Origin of the sequence: Halorhodospira sp. 9621, assembly GCF_022228055.1 — a bacterium.
GTDB classification, from domain to species: Bacteria; Pseudomonadota; Gammaproteobacteria; order Nitrococcales; family Halorhodospiraceae; genus Halorhodospira; species Halorhodospira halophila_A.
The window spans coordinates 98,972-119,858 of the sequence record NZ_JAJNRD010000002.1 but is presented as its reverse complement, the minus strand read 5'-3'; the positions used below and the strand labels follow the sequence as shown (position 1 = coordinate 119,858).

Annotated in this window: 22 protein-coding genes; 18 read left to right on the top strand and 4 right to left on the bottom strand. The window is 68.3% G+C overall.

The annotated features are described in order from the left end of the window. The first annotated feature begins 35 nt into the window (after positions 1-35). The 4 genes from ftsB to truD are packed head-to-tail and all read left to right on the top strand — an operon-like array spanning position 36 to position 2,534. Positions 36-308 carry a cell division protein FtsB gene (ftsB, locus tag LRF89_RS01840; protein ID WP_201170538.1) on the top strand — a complete coding sequence of 91 codons (273 nt, stop codon included), beginning with the start codon at positions 36-38 and terminating at the stop codon, positions 306-308. Then, the gene (gene ispD / locus LRF89_RS01835; protein WP_238636500.1) at positions 305-1,036 is read left to right on the top strand and encodes a 2-C-methyl-D-erythritol 4-phosphate cytidylyltransferase; all 732 of its coding nucleotides are present in this window, start codon (positions 305-307) and stop codon (positions 1,034-1,036) included. The genes ftsB and ispD overlap by 4 nt, the downstream gene beginning before the upstream one ends. Beyond that, positions 1,036-1,524, top strand: coding sequence for a 2-C-methyl-D-erythritol 2,4-cyclodiphosphate synthase (gene ispF, locus LRF89_RS01830; RefSeq protein ID WP_338018474.1), 489 nt, complete (start codon positions 1,036-1,038; stop codon positions 1,522-1,524). Before ispD ends, ispF begins: the two co-directional genes overlap by 1 nt. Next, on the top strand, positions 1,521-2,534 hold the full coding sequence (truD, locus tag LRF89_RS01825) for a tRNA pseudouridine(13) synthase TruD (protein WP_274522060.1): 1,014 nt from the start codon (positions 1,521-1,523) through the stop codon (positions 2,532-2,534). The genes ispF and truD overlap by 4 nt, the downstream gene beginning before the upstream one ends. Before the next feature lie 33 nt (positions 2,535-2,567). Here truD and LRF89_RS01820 read toward each other — a convergent pair whose 3' ends face one another. Then, positions 2,568-3,131, bottom strand: a complete 564-nt coding sequence (locus LRF89_RS01820; protein WP_201170531.1) for a Smr/MutS family protein — start codon at positions 3,129-3,131, stop codon at positions 2,568-2,570. Positions 3,132-3,219: 88 nt separating this feature from the next. Between LRF89_RS01820 and surE the strand changes: the two genes are divergently transcribed. From surE to LRF89_RS01785, 7 genes are all read left to right on the top strand, one after another. Continuing rightward, complete coding sequence (gene surE / locus LRF89_RS01815; protein WP_201170529.1) at positions 3,220-3,975, top strand: 5'/3'-nucleotidase SurE; 756 nt, start codon at positions 3,220-3,222, stop codon at positions 3,973-3,975. Beyond that, positions 3,975-4,637, top strand: coding sequence for a protein-L-isoaspartate(D-aspartate) O-methyltransferase (locus LRF89_RS01810; protein WP_201170528.1), 663 nt, complete (start codon positions 3,975-3,977; stop codon positions 4,635-4,637). Before surE ends, LRF89_RS01810 begins: the two co-directional genes overlap by 1 nt. Then, positions 4,638-5,219: a VTT domain-containing protein gene (locus LRF89_RS01805; RefSeq protein ID WP_201170527.1), complete on the top strand. Its 582-nt coding sequence runs from the start codon at positions 4,638-4,640 to the stop codon at positions 5,217-5,219. Positions 5,220-5,226: 7 nt separating this feature from the next. Continuing rightward, positions 5,227-5,967, top strand: coding sequence for a peptidoglycan DD-metalloendopeptidase family protein (locus LRF89_RS01800; protein WP_238634597.1), 741 nt, complete (start codon positions 5,227-5,229; stop codon positions 5,965-5,967). Positions 5,968-6,219: 252 nt separating this feature from the next. Further along, on the top strand, positions 6,220-7,233 hold the full coding sequence (gene rpoS / locus LRF89_RS01795) for an RNA polymerase sigma factor RpoS (protein WP_201242613.1): 1,014 nt from the start codon (positions 6,220-6,222) through the stop codon (positions 7,231-7,233). Positions 7,234-7,325: 92 nt separating this feature from the next. Then, complete coding sequence (locus tag LRF89_RS01790; RefSeq protein WP_201170523.1) at positions 7,326-8,192, top strand: response regulator; 867 nt, start codon at positions 7,326-7,328, stop codon at positions 8,190-8,192. 38 nt (positions 8,193-8,230) lie between these two features. Beyond that, positions 8,231-8,590 (top strand): ArsR/SmtB family transcription factor, encoded by a 360-nt coding sequence (locus tag LRF89_RS01785; RefSeq protein ID WP_201170521.1) that lies wholly within the window; start codon positions 8,231-8,233, stop codon positions 8,588-8,590. Positions 8,591-8,661: 71 nt separating this feature from the next. On the opposite strand, the gene LRF89_RS01780 is transcribed toward LRF89_RS01785, so the two are convergent. The 3 genes from LRF89_RS01780 to LRF89_RS01770 are packed head-to-tail and all read right to left on the bottom strand — an operon-like array spanning position 8,662 to position 13,458. Further along, positions 8,662-9,999 (bottom strand): hypothetical protein, encoded by a 1,338-nt coding sequence (locus tag LRF89_RS01780; RefSeq protein WP_238636498.1) that lies wholly within the window; start codon positions 9,997-9,999, stop codon positions 8,662-8,664. A 6-nt stretch (positions 10,000-10,005) separates the two neighbouring features. Beyond that, entirely contained in the window at positions 10,006-10,857 is an 852-nt protein-coding gene (locus tag LRF89_RS01775; RefSeq protein ID WP_238636497.1) for an outer membrane lipoprotein-sorting protein, read from the bottom strand. A gap of 3 nt (positions 10,858-10,860) precedes the next feature. Further along, positions 10,861-13,458, bottom strand: a complete 2,598-nt coding sequence (locus LRF89_RS01770; RefSeq protein ID WP_238636496.1) for an efflux RND transporter permease subunit — start codon at positions 13,456-13,458, stop codon at positions 10,861-10,863. A gap of 126 nt (positions 13,459-13,584) precedes the next feature. On the opposite strand from LRF89_RS01770, the gene LRF89_RS01765 reads away from it, so the two are divergent. The 7 genes from LRF89_RS01765 to LRF89_RS01730 all read left to right on the top strand — a co-directional run bounded on the left by LRF89_RS01765 (position 13,585) and on the right by LRF89_RS01730 (position 20,876). Beyond that, entirely contained in the window at positions 13,585-13,920 is a 336-nt protein-coding gene (locus LRF89_RS01765; protein WP_238636495.1) for an ArsR/SmtB family transcription factor, read from the top strand. Between the two features lie 79 nt (positions 13,921-13,999). After that, on the top strand, positions 14,000-15,310 hold the full coding sequence (locus LRF89_RS01760; RefSeq protein WP_201170510.1) for an ATP-binding protein: 1,311 nt from the start codon (positions 14,000-14,002) through the stop codon (positions 15,308-15,310). A 42-nt stretch (positions 15,311-15,352) separates the two neighbouring features. After that, complete coding sequence (locus tag LRF89_RS01755; protein WP_201170508.1) at positions 15,353-15,889, top strand: response regulator transcription factor; 537 nt, start codon at positions 15,353-15,355, stop codon at positions 15,887-15,889. A 93-nt stretch (positions 15,890-15,982) separates the two neighbouring features. Then, positions 15,983-16,420, top strand: coding sequence for a DsrE family protein (locus tag LRF89_RS01750; RefSeq protein ID WP_238636493.1), 438 nt, complete (start codon positions 15,983-15,985; stop codon positions 16,418-16,420). A 109-nt stretch (positions 16,421-16,529) separates the two neighbouring features. After that, positions 16,530-17,189 carry an ABC transporter ATP-binding protein gene (locus LRF89_RS01745; RefSeq protein WP_338018472.1) on the top strand — a complete coding sequence of 220 codons (660 nt, stop codon included), beginning with the start codon at positions 16,530-16,532 and terminating at the stop codon, positions 17,187-17,189. Continuing rightward, complete coding sequence (locus LRF89_RS13450) at positions 17,186-19,717, top strand: ABC transporter permease (protein WP_201170503.1); 2,532 nt, start codon at positions 17,186-17,188, stop codon at positions 19,715-19,717. The genes LRF89_RS01745 and LRF89_RS13450 overlap by 4 nt, the downstream gene beginning before the upstream one ends. After that, positions 19,710-20,876: a lipocalin-like domain-containing protein gene (locus tag LRF89_RS01730; RefSeq protein WP_238636492.1), complete on the top strand. Its 1,167-nt coding sequence runs from the start codon at positions 19,710-19,712 to the stop codon at positions 20,874-20,876. The genes LRF89_RS13450 and LRF89_RS01730 overlap by 8 nt, the downstream gene beginning before the upstream one ends. Positions 20,877-20,887: the final 11 nt, after the last annotated feature.

The following is a 20,887-nucleotide window of genomic DNA, read 5'->3' as shown; positions in this document are numbered from 1 at the left end:
GTGACCACCGCGTGGGGCCGTCGCGGGAGGGCGCCATGCGTTGGGTGAACGGGTTGCTCGGCGTGCTGCTGATCCTGCTGCAGGGCCAGCTCTGGTTCGGGCAGGCCAGCATCCCCGGCCTGCTTGAGCTGCGCAGCGCAGTCGCCGCGCAGCAGGCGGAGAACGAGCGGGCCGAGGCGCGCAACGAGGCCCTGGCAGCCGAGGTGGAAAACCTCAAGGAGAGCACGGAGGCCCTCGAGGAGCGGGCACGCTATGAGCTCGGCATGATCCGTCAGGATGAGGTCTTCTACCAGGTCGTGGAGGAGTGATGGCGCGCTACTGGGCGGTGATACCGGCGGCGGGTGTCGGTCGGCGTATGGGGGGCGGGGATGGCCCCAAGCAGTACCGTTCGCTGTTGGGTCGGCCCGTTATCGGCTGGGCCCTGGAGCGCCTGCTCGGGCACCCAAAGGTAGCCGGGGCTGTCGTGGCGCTGGCTGCCGACGACGGCTACTGGAATGCCCTGGGCCTGGCCGACGAGCTGCCGGACAAGCCCGTGCACCGTGTTGATGGAGGCGCCGAGCGGCGCGATTCGGTGCGGGCGGCCCTGGATTACCTAAGCGGGATCGCCGGGCCGGAGGACCGCGTGCTGGTCCACGATGCCGTGCGTCCTTGTCTCAGCGCGACGGAGCTGGACCGGCTGATCGAGGAGGGTGGCCCGGCCGCCGATGGGGCGCTGCTGGCGACCCCCGTGCGCGATACCCTCAAGCGTGCCGCCGCGGGGTGCGTGGATGCCACCGTCTCTCGGGACGGGCTATGGCAGGCGCAGACGCCGCAGCTTTTCCCGCTGGAGCGTCTTTCCGCGGCACTGGATGCGGCCCTTGCGGCCGGTGTCGCCGTCACCGACGAGGCGCAGGCTGTGGAGTGGCACGGCGGTCACCCGCGTCTGGTGACCGGCGAGGCCGGCAATCTGAAGATCACTCACCAGGCTGACCTGGATCTGGCTGCCGCCGTGCTCGCGGCGCAGCGGGCGGCCACAGAGAGGGAGCGAACGGCGTGATTCGTGTCGGGCAGGGTTTTGATGTTCATCGCTTCGGCGGCAAGGGCGAGGGGTTTCGGCTGGGCGGGGTGGCCATTCCGTACCACAAGCGGCTGGAGGCCCACTCGGACGGCGATGTGCTCTTGCACGCGGTCACCGATGCCCTGCTCGGAGCGTGTGGACTGGGGGATATCGGCCGCCACTTTCCGGACGACGACCCGCGCTGGCGGGATGCGGACAGCACCGGGCTGCTGGCATCGACGCTGCGGTTGGCCGCGGAGGCTGGATGGGTGCCGGTGAACGTTGATGGCACCGTGATTGCCCAGGCCCCCAAGTTGGCCCCCTACATCGATGCCATGCGGCAGGCCACGGCGGATGCCATGGAGCTGGCGCCCGGGGCGGTCAACGTCAAGGCGACCACCAGCGAGCGGCTCGGTTTCACCGGGCGTGGCGAGGGGATCGCCGCGATGGCCGTTGTCCTGGTGGAATCGGCCCCGGGGCGGGGTTGATCCGGGCCTTCGGCGGTCCCCTGGGTACGGCGCGACTGCGCGCCTGTCCCGAGGACTTCCGGGTGGATGAAATCCTCCCGTTCCGGCCTTCCGGCGGTGGAGAGCACTGCCTGCTCCAGATTCGCAAGAGGGGCTGGACCACCGAGGCGGTCGCCCGGCTGCTGGCATCCCAGGCCGGCGTGGCGCGGGGTGCGGTGAGCTTCGCCGGCCTCAAGGACCGGCACGCGGTCACCACGCAGTGGTTCTCCGTTCACGCGCCGAAGCTATGCCCGGCCCTCGCGCCGGGCTGCCTGGACGACGGCCTGGAGGTCGTCAGCGCCACACGCAATGCCCGCAAGCTGCGGCGCGGAGCGCTCAGCGGCAACCGCTTCAGCCTGCTTATGCGCAACGTGTCCGCGCCGCGCCGGGCGGTGGAGCGGCGGTTGCTGGCCATTGCCCGGTGCGGGGTGCCCAATTATTTCGGCCCGCAGCGGTTCGGGCGCGGGGGCCGCAATCTGCAGCAGGCCCGTGCCTGGCTGCTCGATGGCGAGCCGGTGCGGGGGCGCACCGTGCGGGGGCTGTTGATCTCCGCGGTGCGCTCGGACCTGTTCAATCGTGTGCTGGCGCGGCGAGTGGCGGCGGGTAGCTGGGATGTCGTGCGGCCCGGAGAGCGAGCAGCCCTCGATGGCACCGGCAGTCACTTCCCCGTGGAGGTGCTTGACGCCGCGCTGCGTCGCCGCGTTGTCCAGGGTGATGTCCACCCCACTGGGCCGTTGCCGGGGGTCGAGGGCGACGGGCCGAGAGGCGAGGTGGCCACCCTCGAGTCCGAGGTCCTGTCCGAAGAGCCAGAGCTGCTCGGCGCGCTCGCCCAGCGGGGCGTTCGCGCCGACCGGCGGCCGCTGCGCCTGATGCCTCGGCGGCTGGCCTGGCACTGGCCCGCGCCGGATACCCTCTCGCTTGAGTTCACCCTGACCGCCGGGGCTTACGCCACCACAGTGGTCGCTGAGATCCTCGATACCGCGGAGGAGTGAGGCCCGCGTCCCCGGCGGCCGGGGACGCGGCTCCTAGCCCCGGTTGCGCAGCAGCACGTAGACGGCTCCGGTGCCGCCATCGCTCTCCGGGGCCGAGGCAAAGGCCAGAACGTCGTCGCGGCGCCTCAGCCATTGATCCACCGAAACCTTGAGCACCGGTTGCGGCTGTCGCGAGCCGCGTCCCTTGCCGTGGATGATACGCACGCAACGCAAACCGCGATCAGCGGCGCTCGCTAGGAAGAGCACCAGCTCACGGTAGGCCTCGCGCCGGGTTAGCCCGTGCAGATCCAGCTGGGCCGCCGGCGGGTAGTGCCCCCGGCGTAACTGTCGGATCACGCGTCGCTGGACCCCGGCGCGGTAGTAGAGCAGTTCCTCGCCGGTCTCGACCTCCGCCGGGTCGGGCGGGGGATCGAGCAGGCTCTCGACAACCCGGCGTTCGTCGGCTTCACGCTGGGCAGGGCGGGGCGGCGGGGGAGGCGGTCGCGTATCGGCCCGGTCGTTTTCGTAACGGCGCACGCCGGCCATGGCCCGGCGGAACACGGCCGCCTCGTCCGCCGGGTCGCGGGAGTCGCCGCTGTCGTCTTGCCCGTTGCTCATGCCCAACCCCACGGTGGTGCTCCCCGACACGTTATACTGCCAATCTTGGCGGCAACTGTGTGTTCGAGGCTGCGCCTGCAGGAGCGAGATGTACATTCTGATCAGCAACGATGATGGTTACCAGGCCGAGGGGATCCTGACCCTGGCCGAACGGCTCGGCACCGTGGCGCGGGTGACCGTGATGGCGCCCGAACGGGACCGCAGCGGAGCCAGCAATTCGCTGACGCTTGAGGACCCCATCCGGGTCAATCAGATCGAGCCCCACCGTTACCGGGTCCAGGGAACACCGACCGACTGTGTGCACCTGGCGCTCACCGGGCTGCTGGAGGAGGATCCGGACATGGTCTTCTCCGGCATCAATGCCGGTGCCAATCTGGGCGACGACGTGCTCTACAGCGGCACGGTGGCGGCCGCCATGGAAGGGCGCTACCTGGGGCTGCCGGCGGTGGCCATCTCCCTGGCCGGGACCTGGGCGCCGGTCCACTACGACACGGCGGCGCGGGTGGCCGTCAAGCTGCTCGAGCAGATCCAGGATGATCCGCTGCCGCCGGATAGCATCCTCAACGTCAACGTGCCGGATCTGCCCTGGGATGAGATCCAGGGCTTCCACGCCACTCGGCTCGGCTGCCGCCACCGGGCCGAGCCGGTGATCAAGCAGCACGATCCGCGCGGTCGCACCATCTACTGGGTGGGGCCACCGGGCTCGGAACAGGACGCCGGCCCGGGGACCGACTTCTACGCGGTGCGCAACGGCTTCGTCTCGGTGACGCCGATTCAGGTCGACCTGACCCGGCACCAGGGGCTGGAGCAGGTCCGCGGCTGGCTGGACGGGGTGACCTGGTGATGCGTGAGCGGAATGCAACCGGTATCGGCATGACGTCTCAGCGGACCCGGGACCGGCTGGTGGAAGCGCTGGCCGCCCAGGGGATCCACGATGAACGGGTGCTGGCGGCGCTGCGCGAGGTACCCCGCCACCTCTTCGTGGACGAGGCCCTGGAGAGCCGCGCCTACGAAAACACCCCGCTGCCCATCGGCGAGGGGCAAACCATCTCCCAGCCCTGGGTGGTGGCGCGGATGACGGAACTGCTGCTCGAACAAGGGGTGCCGGAGCGCGTGCTGGAGGTGGGGACCGGCTCGGGGTACCAGGCGGCGGTACTGGCCCGGCTCGTGCCTCGGGTCTACAGCGTCGAGCGTATCGGCTCGCTGTTGCGCAAGGCCCGCGAGCGGCTGCACACCGCCCGCCTGTTCAACTGCCAGCTCCGCCACGGGGACGGCTACGAGGGCTGGCCCGAGTACGCCCCCTACGACGGCATCATCGTGACCGCGGCGCCGGAGGCGCTACCGGAGGCGCTGCTTGAGCAGCTTGCCGACGGGGGACGTCTGGTGGCGCCGATTGGCGGGGCCGGTTACCAGGAGCTGCTGGTGGTGGATCGTCGTGGCGACGAGTACGAGCAGCGTCGGGCGGCCGGGGTCTCTTTCGTGCCGATGCTTGAGGGGCGGATCTGAGTGCGACTGTTCGGACCGCTGTACAGCTGGACGGTACGGTGGGCGGGTCACCGCCGGGCCCCCTGGGCCCTGGGTGGGCTCAGCGTCGCCGAGTCGTCGGTGTTTCCGATCCCGCCGGATGTCTTGCTCGCGCCGATGTCCCTGGCGCGGCCGAACCGGGCGGCGGCCTTCGCCCTGATCGCCACGGTGGGGTCCGTGCTCGGTGGATTGATCGGCTACGCCCTGGGCCACTTCGCCCTCTATCTGGTTGAGCCCTGGATCGCGGCTGCCGACTACGAGCAGGCCTATCGGACGGCGGTGGACTGGTTCCAGGATTGGGGCTTCTGGGTGGTGCTGGTGGCGGGCTTCTCGCCGATCCCCTACAAGGTCTTTACCGTGGCGGCCGGTGCCACCGGGGTTGCCCTGGTTCCGTTTGTGGTCGCGTCGCTGCTCGGGCGTGGGGCACGGTTCTTCCTGGTAGCGGGGCTGGTAGCCTGGGGAGGAGCCCGGCTTGAGCCCTGGCTCCTGCGCCACGTCGAGCGGATCGGCTGGATCAGTGTCGTCCTGCTGCTGCTCGGAATGCTGTGGGTCAAATACGGATAGCCGTCCCATGGTGGGCAACCCGTCGCGAGCGCTGGCCTGGGCACTGATCTTCCTGCTGATGCCCGGGTGCGCGACGCTCTGGGACGGGGACTGGGAAGAGGATGGACACCGTCGTATCTATCTCTACGAGGTGCAGCCAGGCGATACGCTCGGCCGCATCGCCTGGCGGCACGGGCTGCGGGTCGAGCAGCTGCAGCGCTGGAACGAGCTGGCCAACCCGGACGAGATCCAGGCCGGGGCTTACCTAGTGCTCAATCCGCCCGGCGACGAGGGTGCTGCGGGAGGGCACGCAGCGGATACGGCCCCGGGGCAGACCGAGGATACGACCCGGGAGCCGCCCCCGCCGCCGGACGATGCGCCGGACTACGAACTCGGCTGGGTCTGGCCGGCCGACGGTGAAGTGCGGCGCTCCTACGCCACCGACAGCGGTGGCAAGAGCGGCATCCAGATCGGCGGTTCGGAGGGGGACACGGTGCGCGCCGCGGCCGGTGGTGAAGTGGTCTACAGTGGCAGCGGTCTGCGTGGTTACGGCAACCTGGTCATCGTCATGCACGATGACCGCTTCTTGTCCGCCTATGGCTACAACCGAGCCCTGAACGTGGCGGAGGGCGAGCGGGTCAGCGGCGGCGACCCCATCGCCGAGATGGGGCGAGCCCCTGGGGCTGATGAAGCCAGCCTGCACTTCGAGATCCGCATCGACGGAGAGGTGGTCGACCCGGAGGATTACCTGCCTGCGCGCGATTTGTGAAAAGGGGTTAACGGTTCACACTTTTCTTGTTGCGCTGGCGATGGTTTGGTAATAACTTAACCATAGGCCGAGTTGATTCCGTTTCAAATAACGATCATCAAAACAAGGGGTTAGGTCTCCTCGGCAAAGGGTTCTTGGGGGCGGTGCGCTAGCACCGGGAGTTGACAAGGAGCCGATCCCCCATCGGCTGCCCAAGGAGCCGGGCTTGGAAGCCCGGCGAGCGGTTCTGCAGAGACCACTGGGAGGTCCGCGATGACCCTCGATACCGCGGTTGGCAGCGTATACCCGTACGCTGATTCGGAGACGGAGCAGGATACCCCGATGACGGATGACCCCATGGAGCTGATGCAGCCTGGGGGCATGGATGGGGCCAGCGAGCCCGAGCCGGAACGCCGGCCTCGCAGCAGGAATCGATCCAGTGCCGAGTGCCGGACGGCGCTGGACGCCACGCAGCTTTACCTCAACGAGATCGGGCACGCCTCTTTGCTTACCGCCGAGGAAGAGGTCACGTTGGCGCGTCGAGTCCAGCAGGGCGACGCGGCGGCCCGGGCTCGCATGATCGAGAGCAATCTCCGTCTGGTGGTCAAGATCGCCCGGCGCTATATGAACCGCGGGCTCGCCTTCCTCGACCTCATTGAAGAGGGCAACCTGGGGCTGATCCGTGCCGTGGAGAAGTTCGATCCCGAGCGCGGGTTCCGGTTTTCCACCTACGCCACCTGGTGGATCCGGCAGACCATCGAGCGCGGCATCATGAATCAGACCCGCACCATCCGGTTGCCGATCCACGTCATCAAGGAGATCAACCAGTACCTGCGCACCCAGCGGCGGCTGACGCAGACACTGGATCACGAGCCTACGGTCGACGAGATCGCCGAGGCCATGGGCCGCTCAGCGGAGGACGTCCGGCGGATGCGCGGCCTCAACGAGGGGACCACCTCGGTGGATGTCCCCATCGGCAAGGACTCCGACCGGGTGCTGCTCGATGCCATCCCCGACGAGACGCAGAGCGTGCCGGACAGCGCGCTGGAAGATGGCGAGGTTATGCAGCACCTGGAGGACTGGCTCTCGGTCCTCACCGACAAGCAGCGCGCCGTGCTGGAGCGGCGTTTCGGGCTCAACGGACACGAACGCTACACCCTTGAGCAGGTGGGCGCGCAGGTCGGGGTGACGCGCGAGCGGGTCCGTCAGATCCAGATCGATGCCCTGCGGCGCCTGCGTGAACTCATGGAGCGGGATGGCTACTCCCAGGAGGCGGTCTTCGGCTAGCGCGTCAGGCAATCGAGCTGGGACGCGAGGCGTTCTCCTACGGAAAAGGGTCAGGGATTTGATAAGCTGACCTGGCACCCGTAGGAGGCGCCATGGCGAAGAAACTCCACATCCTGGTCGTGGACGACGCGACCTTTACCCGGGATCTGGTGAAAAAGGGGGTCAAGCTCGGCTACCCTGGGTTCGTCGTACACGAGGCCGCCAATGGACGGCAGGCGCAGGCGAAGCTGACCACGGGCGGCTTTGATCTGGTGCTGTGTGACTGGGAGATGCCCGAGGTGAGTGGCCTCGAGGTTCTCGAATGGATGCGCGCCGACGAGAACCTGGCCGAGGTGCCCTTCGTGATGATCACCAGCCGCGGGGACCGGGAGCACGTGGTCCAGGCGGTGGAGCGTGGCGCCACCAACTACATCGTCAAGCCGTTTACCAACGAAAAGCTCTACGAAGTCGTCACCCGTGCACTGACCAAGTCGCTGGGTGTCTCCGCCAAGGCGTTGAAAAAGCTCGGCGGGGGCGAGACCCAGGTGCAGGGCGGCGACTCGGCGGCGGTGCTCGCCGGGGGGCTTTCCGGGGATCTGAATATCGCTGAACGGCTGGAGACCGGTGCCGGCGGTAGCGGCGCCCGCAAGGAACGTGCGGTGCCCCGCGACAAGGTCATCGCCCAAGTGCGCCATTCAGGCGGGACGATCGGCTGCCTGGTCAAGGAGATCGATTTCAACCAGGTCGTGGTGGTCTTCAAGCGCCCCGAGCGCATGCCGACCCTGCTCGAGCAGGCCACCTTCGATTTCACCACCGAGGAGGACGGGCGGACATCCCGGATGAACGCCTACATCCACGCCCTGCAGGCGGGCGAGAAGCGTCAGGACACCGACATCCTGCGCATGACCCTGCGCTTTGTGGATGACGATCCCGAAAAGCAGGATCACCTCGGATACTATTTCAATGTCATTGACGGCTGAGAGCCGCGTTGTATTCGCGAAGCAGTCCGGAGCCGACCATGTCGACGGAAACCGTGCAGCCAGAGATCCAGAGCAGCGCCCCCGATGAGGGCGTGATCCCGGACCCGACGGAGATGGACTCGCGGGCCGCCGAGGCCGCGACCTTCCTCAAGGCCCTGGCCAACGAGCGGAGGTTGATGATCCTCTGCCATCTGGTCGCCGGCGAGCGCTCCGTCGGGGAGCTGGAACAGCTCCTGAAGATGCGCCAGCCGGCGCTATCCCAGCAGCTGGCGCGCCTGCGCGAGGAGGGGATCGTGGCCACCCGGCGCGAGTCGCGAACCATCTACTACCGCCTGGCCAGCCCCGAGACCGAGGCGTTGCTCGAGCGCCTCTACGAACTCTTCTGCCAGCAGTCGTAGAGCCCCCGCAGCCGCCGGCATGGGCCGCCGCGGTTGCGGGGCGGGCCACGCCGGCGAGTGCACGGGAGGGTTCAGAAGCGATAGCGCACCCGGGCGTAGAGGTTGGAATCCCGCTCGAACTGGCCGTAGAAGGTGTGCTCGTTATCGCCACCGAACAGATTCCCGCCCACGGAGTAGGTGAGCGCATCCGAGGCGCGGTAGCGCACGGACGGACGCAGGTAGTAATCGGCGTCGTCCGGTGAATAGAAGGCGAACAGCGACCAGGTCAGGTTGTCCCGCCACATGCTGTAGGTCAGCCGCGTGGTGACCACCTGGCGGTACTCTTCGGGCAGGAGTTCGTCGTCAGCCTGCCACTGGGCCTCTAGGTCGTCGTGGTCCTGCAGCCATTCCAGGTAGTACTGCAGGCCTACGTCCAGATTGGTGACCGCCTCCCACGTGTAGCCGAGCAGCAGGCGCGCCTCCGAGTTGGGCACGTCGCCGCTGCGCTCCCCGTCGCGGTTGTCCACCGAGTCGTAGTAACCGACCTCGGCGTTGGCGATGCCCGGCCCGATCCGGTCGCGGATGCTGGCGCCGTAGGCGTTGAGCCGGGCGTGGGTGAAACGGTCATTGAGCCGCTGCTCCGGCTGCGGGAAGAAGCCGCGGTAAAAGTACCCGGCCAGCTCGGTGCTGCCGATGCGGTGGGTCAGCCGTGCCGCCAGCTCGCCGTCGTCGGGGAACGTGTCTGGGTCGTCCGCGGCGGGGGATGTTGCCGTTCTCTCGCCGTCTAACGGATTGAAAAAGCTCAGCCGCTCCCCGTCGGGGTAGTCGTCGGGCTCGAAGACCGGGGTCCAGACCAGGTCGAGGGTCACGTTGTCGCCGTACCAGGTGCCGCGCACCGCATCGGACGGGCCCTGCAGATAGTCTTCGTCGCGGCCGGTGAGAAACGAGTTGAAATCCTTGGGGAAGAGGTCGTTGATGAAGAGCAGGTCGCCGGTGCCCCAGGCCAGCACCTGGCGGCCGACGCGCATGTCCAGTCGCTGCCCAAGCGGGAAGGCCACCCGGGCCTCGCGCAGTTCCCCGCGTACCTCCTCGGTGACCTGATCGGCAACGGCGTCGCCGCGGACGCGGAGATCGAAGCGGCGCCAGTCGCCCCGTGCCTCCAGGCGCAGGCGGGCCTCGGCCAGGTTGTAGTCCTTGTCGAGGAGGCGGTTGTCCCGGAGGTGGTGGCCGCCGGCGAGCTCCACGAAACCGTCCACTTCAAAGGGCAGCCACTGCTCCTCCTCCTCCCAGGGGTCATCGGCCCACGGGTCGTCGTCCCAGTCGGCGAGGGCCGGTGTGCCGGTCCCGGCCGCCAGGGCCAGGCCGGCCAGCCAGCCGGGCAGGGCGTGGCGTCGGCGGAGACGGACGCTTCTCGCGTGTGCCGGGCTCATCCTCGCTCACCTCCTCAGCCAGTCGCGGGGCGGGTTGCGCAGGCTGCGTTGGGTGAAGACGCTCTCCGGCAGGCCCAGGTCGTACTCCTGGCCGCGGAACTGGACCTCGGTGTGGCCCCCCATGCGCTCGTCCTCGACGCGCATGCGCATCGGTGTCGGGTAGCCGTCGATCTCTTCCACATCGGAGCTCTCGATGCGCCGGTAAACGGTGCCATCGTCGTCCTTGTACTCCGTGGTCAGTGGCAGGTAGGTCTCGCGGTCGATCCACGTGGTGTAGGCCGCGAACTCCACATTCCCGCCATCCCGCGGGGTAGAGCGCACCTTGTAATGGTCGTCGGTGACCTCCACCAGCTCGTGGTCGTCGTCCTCCAGGTGGCGGCCGGAGACGTCCTCGTAGAAGACGTGGGAGCCGACGAAGCTGGTCCGCTTGTCGCCCGGAGCGATGCGCCGCTCCAGGTCCTGATCCGGGAGGTAGAGCCAGCGGTCGTCATCACCGCCGGGGTGTTTCTCCACCAGGAAGACGACGCCGCGGAACTCCGACGGCCGACTGAAGACCACCAGGTACTGCTGATCGCCGCCGTCCTCGACATCCCGGCGCAGGATGGTGAACTGCCGGGTCTGGGTGCGGTCGCGTTCGTCGACGATGCGCATGCGCGCCTCGGACCGGCCGTCCTCGCCGGCGTAGTAGGCGGCGAGGTTGGCCCGCTCGACGATGTCCCCCACCTCCGGCGTCTCCGCGGCCAGGGCGCCGAGGCCGGGGAAGGCGAGCAGCAGGGTCGTGAGCAGCGCGTTCCGCCCGCGCCGGCGCGGGTTGCCTGCCGGGACGGAGTCCTTGGGGCTGTGCAGGGTTCGGTCCATGGCTTACACCTCCTGTTGCGGTTGCGCCGGTTGCCGGGCGCGGGGGAAGAAGAGGCCGGGGGCGAAGCTGATGATGGCCGGCAGCGCCAGCAGGGTCACCAGCGCCGAGGCGGCCATGATGCTGGCCAGGAAGGTGCCGACGGTGATGTACGGCACCAGCGGGGCGGCGAGCAGGGGCAGGAAGCCCACGGCGATGACGATGGCGTTGCGGGTGATGGCGCAGGCTGGCTCGCGGAAGACCTGGGTCAGGGCGCTGCGCCACTCGCCGGTCTGCTCCAGGGCCATGCGCAGGCGCTGGATGAAGTGGATGGCGAAGTCCACCGACAACCCGATAGACAGCGACGAGAGCACCGCCACCGGCATATCGTAGTCCTTGCCCACTAGCCCCATGACCCCGTAGATGAAGGCGATGGTGACCGTCAGCGGGAGCATCGCCAGCAGGCCCAGCGTCAGGGAACGGAACAGGGCGATCATCATCACCAGCACCACCGCGAAGGCGGAGAGCAGGGCGAAGAGCATCCCCTGAACCATCTCGCCCTGCCAGACCAGATTGATGTAGGTGGCGCCGGCCCAGTCCAGTTCGACGCCTTCCGGCGGCGGCTGGTCGGCGACGAAACGGTCCACGGCCTCGAGCACCCGGGCCATGTCCTGGTTGTCGCCGCTGGGCAGTTGAAGCCAGACGTTGGCCTCGGTGTAGTCCGGGGTCACGAAGCGCCACAGGTCGTGGGGGCGGTGGGAGCCCTGGAAGCTCAGGATCGCCTGGGAGACGCCGCCGGAGGTCCCGGGCAGGCGGTAGTCCTCCGGCTCGCCGCTGATCAGCTCCCGGTTGACGGTACGGACCAGATCGGCCAGCGAGTTCGCCTTGCCGACCACGCCGGCCCCCACGAGGTGCTCCTGCAGATCGACGATCCAGCCCAGGTGCTCCGGGCTCTGGAAGGCACGGGTCTCGGTCCGGGCCGCCTCGACGGCGTCGAGCAGGTCCTCCCAGTGCTCGGCCTCGTCGCGATCCACCTCGAAGAGCAGGTCATCGATCTCGGTGGCCAGTGCCTCCATGCGGTCGCCGATCGGGCCCTCGTCGGTCGTCTCGGCCTGCAGCCGCTCCCAGCGCTCCGCCAGGTCGTATCCCTCGGCTTCGGCCGCCTCGAGGATCGCCTGCGCCTCGGCATCGAGCCGCTCGGCGACCTCCTCGAGGCCGGTCTGGCGCAGCCGGATGTACGCCTCGTAGGTCCCGGCGAATCGGTCATTGAGGACCTCGTCGGCGACACGGATATCGTGGTTGGCCTTGAACCAGCGGGTTGGATTGTCGTTGATCTGGATCTGGGTGATGCCGAAGACCGCGATGGCCACCAGGCCCACCAGTGCGCCGACGATCCAAGCCCGGCCGCGCACGGCCAGGCGGCCGGTGGCGTCGAGCACCGCGCACATGCGGGATCCTTCCGTGTCGTTTTGCTGGCGCCGGACCCGCTCGGCCATGCGGTCCAAGTTCTTGCGCGAGAGGCTACCGACATAGGCCGGGATGAAGGTGAGAGTCAGCACCAGGGCGAGCAGCACACCGAAGCTGATGAAGCCACCGAAGACCTGCACCGGCGGGATCGGCGTGAACATCAGCGAGGCGAAGCCGACGCCGGTGGTCAGGGCGGTGAACAGCACCGGCTTGTAGAGTCGCTCCATGACGCCGGCCATCACCGCACGGGGGTCATCGCCGGGTCGGTAGCGGTCGGCGAAGTTCGACAGCACGTGGATGGAGGCGACCACGGCGATGGGCATGAGGAAGATGGGGATCATCGAGCTCATGATGTGCACCGTGAACCCGGTGCCGATGAGCAGCCCCATGGTGGCGATGACCGTGGTCAGGGCCAGGAGCATGGGGGCGATGACCAGCGGGATGTTGCGGAAGAAGAAGAGCATCACCAGGAAGATGATCAGCCCGGCCAGCGGTGCCGAGACGGCCATCTGCTGGAACATCTCCACGCCGAAGGTGTCCTGGGCGACGGGCTGGCCGGTAATGTGGAGTTCGTCCTCGACGCCGATCGCCTCGGCCGCGGCGCGGATCTCGCCGGCGATGCGGTGGCTGTGATCCTTGCTCTCGATGGGCACGAATATGCCCGCCGCGGTGCCGTCCTCGGAGGCGAGCGTGCCCTGGTACATGGGCAGCCGCTCCACGGCGGCGCGGATGCGGTCGGCCTCCTCCTGGCTCTCCGGTGGCGCCGGGATCAGCCAGTCGTAGTCGATGGTCCCCGGTGCCGCCTGCTCGACATTGTCCACGGCGGCCATGGAGAGCAGATCACGCCGGACGACGCCGTCGATCTGCTCGATAGCCCGGGTGAGCTGGTAGTGGGCGGCGAGGGAGTCCGGGTTGAAGACACCCTCGGGGTGGTCGTCGTTGACCTGGCCGACGACGATCATGTCGTGAAGGTTGAACTGCTCCTGGACCTGGTCGTGGAGCACGCGGTCGGCCTGATCTGCCGGGAGCATGTTCTCGGGGTCGGTATCGATCTGGATGCGCGGGATCAGGGCGCCCAGGGTGACCACCAGCAGAGCCATCGCCGCGAAGATCCATCGCCGGTGGTCGACGCACCAGCGTGCCAGCCTCTCGCCCATCGGGAACTCCCTTTTCGATCTGCTCGCATTCAAGCGCCGTAATATGAGAGTATACGCATATTAGATTTCACGCATCAATGAGGCCCTGCGTCGGGCCGGCGCACTGCGAAAAGCGAGGTCATGGGCATGGCACATTCGGAACCGGACGCGGAGACCCTGGCGTTCATTGCGGCTCAGTTCCGGGCTCTGGGCGAGCCGCTGCGCTTGCAGCTGCTCCACGCCCTGCGCGACGGCGAGAAGAGCGTCGGCGAGCTGGTGGCGCTGACCGGCTCGTCGCAGCCGAACATCTCCCGGCATCTGGCCGTGCTGCGCCAGCACGGGCTGGTTCGACGGCGCAGCTGCGGTACGTTGGCCTACTTCGCGATTGCCGCCCCGCACGTGTTCGATCTGTGTGATGCCGTCTGCGGCGTCGATGGCCGCATGCGCTCGGCGACCCCGCAGGGGCCGTCCGGCGCGACCTGACCGCAGCGGGCCTGTCCGGTGGACCGCGCTTACCTGTTAGACTGAGCCGCCATCGACGGGTCGACAGAAGGCGAACAACATGGCCGCAGGAAAGGAGGGCGTGCCGCGTTTCGAGCCCGCCCAGGCGGTACGCATCCTGGCGTGGATGCGCATCACCGCCACCACAGGGCAGATGATCACCGTCCTCTTCGTCCACTTCGGACTGGGCCTGACCCTGCCGCTGGTGCCCCTGCTGCTGACCATCACCGTTCTGGCGTCGTGGAACGTCTTCGCTTTCTGGCGTCTGCGCAACACCCCCGAGCAGATCTCCCAGTCGGAGGTCGTGTTCAACGTCCTCATCGATGTCGTGGCACTGACGGTGCTGCTCGGGCTCACCGGGGGGCCCTCGAACCCGTTCGTCTCCCTCTACCTCGTCCCGGTTGCGCTGTCCGCCGTCGCCATGCCGGCCAATCTGGCGCTGGTGGTGGCGATCCTCTGCGTCGTGCTCTACGGCCTGCTGCTGGCGGTCTATCTGCCCATGGACGGGCCCCACCCGATCATCGGCGGGGATTTCAACCTGCACATGATCGGCATGTGGGTGAACTTCGTGATCTCTGCATGGATGATCACGGTGTTCGTCCGTTTCATGTCTTCGGTGCTGCGCCGCCAGGACTGGCGCCTCTCCAGGGCCCGGGAGCATACCCTGCGCAACGAGCAGATCGTGGCCCTTGGCACGGTGGCCGCCGGGGCCGCCCATCAGCTGGGCACGCCGTTGTCGACGATGTCCATGGTCGTCGACGAGTTGCGCCAGGAACGCCGGGACGATACCGAGCTGCAGCAGGATCTCGAGCTGCTGCATTCGCAGCTTGCGGTGTGCAAGGAAACGCTGGAAGATCTGAAGGACGCGGGCGCAGCCGGAAGCGATCAGGGCGGGCGCACGGTCTCTCTGCAGCGGCATGTGGCGCGTATCGTGGATACTTGGCGCCTGATGCACCCGAAGATCGAGCCGAGCGTGACGTACCAGGAGCCTTTCGTGGACGTCGAGATCAGCCAGGATCCGACCCTCATGCATGCGCTGCTCAACCTGCTGAACAACGCCGCCGAGGCGTCTTTGGAGAATCACCGCAGCGGGGTCGAGGTCTCGATCAGCAGCGACGGCGAAAGACTGACCCTGGTCATCGACGACGAGGGCACCGGCCTCGATTCCGAGCGCGTGCGCCATGCCGGCCGGGTGGTCCAGACAACGAAGCCGTCGGGCATGGGCATCGGGCTGGTGCTGGCCAACGCCACGGTGGATCGTTTCGGCGGGAGCGTCACCCTGATGGATTCGCCGAAGGGCCAGGGTGCGCGAACGAGGATCGAAGTCTCCCTCGAGCTGCTGCGGGCGGACAACAACCGCGGCGTTGAATGAGGGAGGGAGCCGGTGAGGCTTGAGGAGGAGAGGAGGTAGACCATGTTGAACGGGCCATCGATTCTGATCATCGATGACGATACGACCTTCTCCCAGGTGCTGGGGCGCTCGCTCTCGCGCCGGGGCTGTCAGGTGGATTCGGCGGAAGAGCCGGAGACCGCCCTGCAAAAGGCGCGCAGTCAGCAGCCACAGTACGTGGTGCTGGATCTGAAGCTCGGCGAGCACTCCGGACTGAACCTGGTCGAGCCACTTCGGGATGCGCTGCCGCAGGCACGCATCTTGGTACTGACCGGGTATGCCAGCATCCCCACCGCCGTGGAGGCTATCAAACGGGGGGCTTACAACTACCTGCCCAAGCCCACGGACGCGGACACCGTGCTTGCCACCCTGGAGGGCAAACCCACTGCAGAGCCGGAAAAGCCCCCGCAGAAGCCGATGTCGCTGCGGCGGCTGGAGTGGGAGCAGATCCAGCGGGTGCTCAACGAGCACGACGGCAACATCTCGGCGGCGGCCCGGGCACTCGGGATCCATCGGCGCACGCTGCAGCGCAAGCTCAGCAAGCGACCGGTCAAGCAATAGTCGCGCGCTGTTTGCACGGGCGTGAATGCTCCGATATGTTCCGGGGAGGGTCGCCGAGCGACCCGACCCGTGAACTCAAGGAGCGATGCCCAGATGCGAGTTTTTAACAAGGTTTTGGCAGCGGCCGCAATGGCCGCTGCCGGGGTAGGGCTGGCCCAGGCCGACGGTCACGGCCCGGACAAGCTGTTCGTCAGCGTGACCTCTGACGATCTGCAGACCCAAGGCATGTCCATGATCCTCGCCACCCAGGGTATGCAGCAGGGCCAGGAACCACGCATCCTGCTCTGCGGCCCCGGGGCCGAGATGGCCACGGACGACTACTCGGCCGATGCCCTGGAGCCGGCCGGTGCCAATCCGCAGCAGATGATGCGCAACCTGATCGATGAAGGCGTTCAGGTCGAGGTCTGCGCCATTTTCCTGCCCAACACCGACTACACCGAGGACGACCTGATCGAGGGCGTCGGTGTGGCGGAGGCGCCGGAGGTGGCCGAGTACATGGCTGACCCGAGTGTCCGCCACTTCTCCAACTGACGGCCAGGCTGCCGGCCCCTGTCCGACGAAGGGCCGGCAGCCGCTGCGATCGCCGGCGCAGGGCGGTGCGGAACGGTCCGCGCAGGATCTGCTGATCCAGTTGCAGGGCGTGTGCAAGGGCTACCCGGAGGGCGGAGCCGTTCGCGTGGTCCTCGAGGATCTGGATCTGGCCATCCGTCGCGGCGAATCCGTGGCCGTGATCGGCCCGAGCGGCTCGGGCAAATCCACGCTGCTCAACCTGATCGGGGCCATGGAGGCACCGGATCGCGGGGCGCTGAGGTTCGACGGCATGGATCTGGCGAGGCTGGACGAAACCGCCCGAACGCTCTTCCGGCGCCGTCATCTCGGTTTCATCTTTCAACAGCTCAATCTCGTCCCGACGCTGACCGTGCTCGAGAATCTGCTCCTTCCGCTGGAGCTCAATGGGGCCCTGGATCGGGACGGAAGGCGCCACGCCAGGGCGCTGCTGGAGCGCGTCGGACTGCAGGGACGGGAGGGCACCTTCCCGGAACACCTCTCCGGCGGCGAGCGGCAGCGGGTTGCCGTCGCCCGGGCCCTGGTGCACGGCCCCGGGCTTCTCCTCGCCGACGAGCCCACGGGCAGCCTCGACAGGGAGACGGCCCGAACCGTACTCGGGTTGTTCAATGAGCTCCGCCGTGAGCGTGGCATGACCGCCCTGATCGCAACCCACGCCAGCGAGGTGGCGGCCGCCGCCGATCGGGTGGTTGCACTGCAGGGTGGCCGGCTCGATGAGGTGTCTGCAGCGTGATCCTGGCCCGGGCTGGATGGCGCCATCACCTGCGCCACCCCTGGCAGGCGGCGCTGGCGATCCTCGGCGTGGCGCTCGGGGTGGCGGTGGTCGTTGCCGTCGAACTCGCCAACGCCTCCTCGGAGCGGGCATTCACGCGTTCGGCGGAGGCCCTCACCGGGCAGGCTACCCACCGGATCACGGCCGGCACCGCCGGGGTGGAGGAAAGCCTTTACACCCGGTTGCGGCATGCCGGTATTCGCCCCTCGACCCCGGTGGTCGAAGGACACGTCACAGGTCCGGACGGGCCGTTGCGCGTGCTCGGCATCGATCCCTGGGCCGAGTCGGGGGTCCGCGAGGCGGTAGCCGGTGCCGCTCGTGCGGTGGATGCTGCCCTCTGGCTCGATCGGGACGATCTGGTGGTGCTCTTCCGGGACGATGCGCGGCGGCTGGGGGTCACCGAGGGAGACCCCTTGGCGGTGGAGGTCGCCGGGCGCGAGCACCGGCTGGAGGTGGCTGCGGTGGTTGAGGCTCCGGATCGCCTGACCGCTGAGGGGCTGCGGGATACCGTCGTAGTGGACGTGGCCACCGCTCAGGAGCTGCTCGACCGGCTCGGGCGCCTCGACCGCATCGATCTGGTGATCCCCGAGGGAGCAGCCGGAGCGGTTCGCCTGGCTCGCGTGCAGGAATTACTGCCCGATGGCGCAGTGATCGGCGAGGCCCAGGAAGGCGCGGCTGCCCTCGACGAAATGACCGCGGCCTTTCGCCTCAACCTGACCGCCTTCAGCCTGCTGGCCCTGCTGGTGGGCGCGCTGCTCATCTACAACGCAATCTCCTTCTCCGTGGTCCAGCGCCGGGCGTTGATCGGTCGGCTGCGAGCCCTCGGAGTCGGTCGCGGGCGGCTGTTCCGCGCGGTGGTTACCGAGGGGGTCGTGCTCGGGATCGCCGGCACGCTGGCGGGTCTGCCCCTCGGCTACCTGCTGGCTGACGGATTGCTCGAACTCGTGACACGGACCATCACCGACCTCTACTTCGTCCACAACGTCCGTGAGGTTGCGCTTGCACCCACGGCGCTTTTCATGGCCGCGGCGCTGGGGGTGGTGGCGGCCGCACTGGCGGCCGCCGCGCCGGCCTGGGAAGCTGCCTCGGTTGCCCCGCGCACGGCCTTGGACCGCGCCACGCTTGAGGGGCGTGCACGTCGCTGGGTGCGCCCGCTGGCCGGGGGCGGGTTGTTGCTCGGTGCCGCCGGAGTCGGTCTCCTGTGGGGTGGCAGCGGCGGCCTGGTGGTGGGTTTCGGTGGCGTCTTTGCCCTGCTGGTCGGTGCGGCGCTCTTGGTGCCCTGGGCCGTGGGAGGGCTGGCCGGCGCGCTTGCCGGTCCGGCCGGTTGGCTGCTCGGGGCGCCGGGACGCATGGCCGCGCGGGGCGTGGCGGCCGGGCTGTCGCGCAGCGGGGTGGCGGCCGTGGCGCTGGTGGTCGCGGTGACGGCGGTCATCGGGGTGAGCGTCATGATCGACAGCTTCCGCGGCAGCCTGGCTACCTGGCTGGACAGCACGCTGTCGGCGGATGTCTATGTCAGCGCCCCGTCCCAGACCGGCGAGCCGCCGCCGGAGTTGCCGCCGCAGCTGCACGAGCGTTTGGCCGAAGTAGAAGGGGTCGAGTCGGTGGCGACCTCGCGCCAGTTGCGGGTTCCCTCCGAGTTCGGCGAGATCCAGCTCCGTGCCTTTGATCACGGTCCGGTTGGTGATGCCGGCATGGCGTACAAGGAGCGGGGGCCGGCGGCCTGGGACCGTTTCGAGCGGGGAGAGGGCGCCTACATCACCGAGCCCTTCGCTGCCCACCACAATCTCGAGGTCGGCGATCGGGTGGCCATCCGGACGCCCGCCGGCGAGCGGCACCTCCCGGTGCTCGCCGTGGTTCACGACTACACGACGAGTCAGGGTGCTGTGTTCGTGGCGCGGGGGTTCTACGACGAGCACTGGCAGGACGATGCCGTCGACGGCCTGGCCGTCCACGCCGGGGCGGGGATCGACACCGACGCCCTGATCGCTGCTCTGCGCGAGGCCACCGGTGACGAGGCCGGAGTGCTCACCTTCCGCTCCGATGCCGAGATTCGGCGCCTGTCGTTGGACGTGTTCGACCGCACCTTCGCGGTGACGCGGGTTCTGCAGTTGCTGGCCACCATCGTCGCGGCTGTCGGCGTCTTCGGTGCTCTGCTGGCGCTCGCCCTGGAGCGCAGTGGCGAGGTGGCGGTCCTGCGTGCCTTGGGACTGACGCCGGCGCAGGTCTGGACGCTGGAACTGGCCCGCACGGGATTGCTGGGTGCGTTTGCCGGCGTTCTGGCCATCGTGCCGGGCCTTGCCCTGGCACTTGCCCTGACCGATGTGATCAACCAGCGCGCGTTTGGCTGGAGCCTGCAGTTCCAGGTGGATCCGGCAGTGCTGGCACAGGCCGTGGCCCTGGCGACCGTGGCCGCCTTGCTCGCCGGGCTCTATCCCGCCTACCGTGCAGCCAGAGTACCCCCGGGGGAGGCGATGCGTGAGGATGGCTGAGCGACTCGGCAGGTTACTCCGCGGCGGCGTGGTTGTCGTCACGGTCTTGCTGCTGGCCGGGTGCACGGATCCGCCGGAGCAAAACGGCGCAGCCGGGCAGCAGGGGGTCACGGTTGCCGGGGCGCTCTCCGGCGAACAGGATGCGCAGGGCTTCGCCCGGGCCCTGGGGCCGCGGCCGCTGGTCTTTCCCCGGGATCACGGGCCGCACCCCGACTACCGTCACGAATGGTGGTATATCACGGGCAATGTGTTCGACGAGGACGGTCGTCACTTCGGATTCCAGGTCACCTTCTTCCGTTTCGCCCTGTCCCCCGAGCTGGCCCCGCGCCGTTCGGCCTGGGGGACCAATCAGTTGTGGATGGCCCACTTCGCCGTGACGGACACCGAGGGGGAGACCTTCCACCACTTCGAGCGGCTGGCGCGGGGCGCTGTCGGCCTGGCTGGGGCCCGACCCGACCCGTTCCGGGTGTGGTTGGAGGACTGGGAAGTCCGCGGTGCGCCAGGCCAGGGGCTGAACCGGTTGCGGACCCGGCTCGAGGCCGAGGGGGTCGAGCTGGAACTGGATCTGCGGGCGCGCAAGCCGATGGTGTTCCAGGGCGAGGACGGCTACAGCCGCAAGGGCGACGACCCCGGTAACGCCTCCTACTACTACACGCTCCCTCGGCTACAGGCGGCTGGGCGTCTGGCGGTGCCCGACGGCGAGCACACGGTCTCGGGGAGCGCCTGGATCGATCGGGAGTGGGGCAGCAGCACCCTGAGTGAGGAGCAGACCGGATGGGACTGGTTCTCGATTCAGCTCGACGATGACCGCGAACTGATGTTCTATCACTTGCGCCGGGAAGATGGCAGCATCGATCCGAGAAGCAAGGGCGGCTGGGTGGAGGCCGATGGTCGTCACCGCGTGGTCACTCGAGACGACGTGCACCTCGAGGTGCTCGAGCACTGGACCAGCCCTGACGGCGAGGCCACCTACCCGGCGCGCTGGCGGCTAGAATACCCGGAGGAGGAGTTGACCCTGGAGCTCGAGCCTGTGCTGGCGGATCAGGAGCTGCGCGACGGGTTTCGATACTGGGAGGGTGCGCTGCGCGGTCGTGGCGAGGCTGCCGGCCGCCCGGTGAGCGCGGTCGGCTATGCGGAACTGACTGGCTACGTCGATTAGGAGGGGGAGTC

Bases quoted from the DNA above. Each gene is read 5' to 3' on its own strand.
- LRF89_RS01780 (WP_238636498.1), bottom strand. From the start codon at position 9,999: ATGAGCCCGGCACACGCGAGAAGCGTCCGTCTCCGCCGACGCCACGCC.
- surE (WP_201170529.1), top strand. From the start codon at position 3,220: ATGTACATTCTGATCAGCAACGATGATGGTTACCAGGCCGAGGGGATC.
- LRF89_RS01730 (WP_238636492.1), top strand. From the start codon at position 19,710: ATGGCTGAGCGACTCGGCAGGTTACTCCGCGGCGGCGTGGTTGTCGTC.
- LRF89_RS01790 (WP_201170523.1), top strand. From the start codon at position 7,326: ATGGCGAAGAAACTCCACATCCTGGTCGTGGACGACGCGACCTTTACC.
- LRF89_RS01755 (WP_201170508.1), top strand. From the start codon at position 15,353: ATGTTGAACGGGCCATCGATTCTGATCATCGATGACGATACGACCTTC.
- LRF89_RS01765 (WP_238636495.1), top strand. From the start codon at position 13,585: ATGGCACATTCGGAACCGGACGCGGAGACCCTGGCGTTCATTGCGGCT.
- LRF89_RS01785 (WP_201170521.1), top strand. From the start codon at position 8,231: ATGTCGACGGAAACCGTGCAGCCAGAGATCCAGAGCAGCGCCCCCGAT.
- LRF89_RS01770 (WP_238636496.1), bottom strand. From the start codon at position 13,458: ATGGGCGAGAGGCTGGCACGCTGGTGCGTCGACCACCGGCGATGGATC.
- LRF89_RS01750 (WP_238636493.1), top strand. From the start codon at position 15,983: ATGCGAGTTTTTAACAAGGTTTTGGCAGCGGCCGCAATGGCCGCTGCC.
- LRF89_RS01800 (WP_238634597.1), top strand. From the start codon at position 5,227: ATGGTGGGCAACCCGTCGCGAGCGCTGGCCTGGGCACTGATCTTCCTG.
- rpoS (WP_201242613.1), top strand. From the start codon at position 6,220: ATGACCCTCGATACCGCGGTTGGCAGCGTATACCCGTACGCTGATTCG.
- LRF89_RS01760 (WP_201170510.1), top strand. From the start codon at position 14,000: ATGGCCGCAGGAAAGGAGGGCGTGCCGCGTTTCGAGCCCGCCCAGGCG.
- LRF89_RS01820 (WP_201170531.1), bottom strand. From the start codon at position 3,131: ATGAGCAACGGGCAAGACGACAGCGGCGACTCCCGCGACCCGGCGGAC.
- LRF89_RS01775 (WP_238636497.1), bottom strand. From the start codon at position 10,857: ATGGACCGAACCCTGCACAGCCCCAAGGACTCCGTCCCGGCAGGCAAC.
- LRF89_RS01810 (WP_201170528.1), top strand. From the start codon at position 3,975: ATGCGTGAGCGGAATGCAACCGGTATCGGCATGACGTCTCAGCGGACC.
- ftsB (WP_201170538.1), top strand. From the start codon at position 36: ATGCGTTGGGTGAACGGGTTGCTCGGCGTGCTGCTGATCCTGCTGCAG.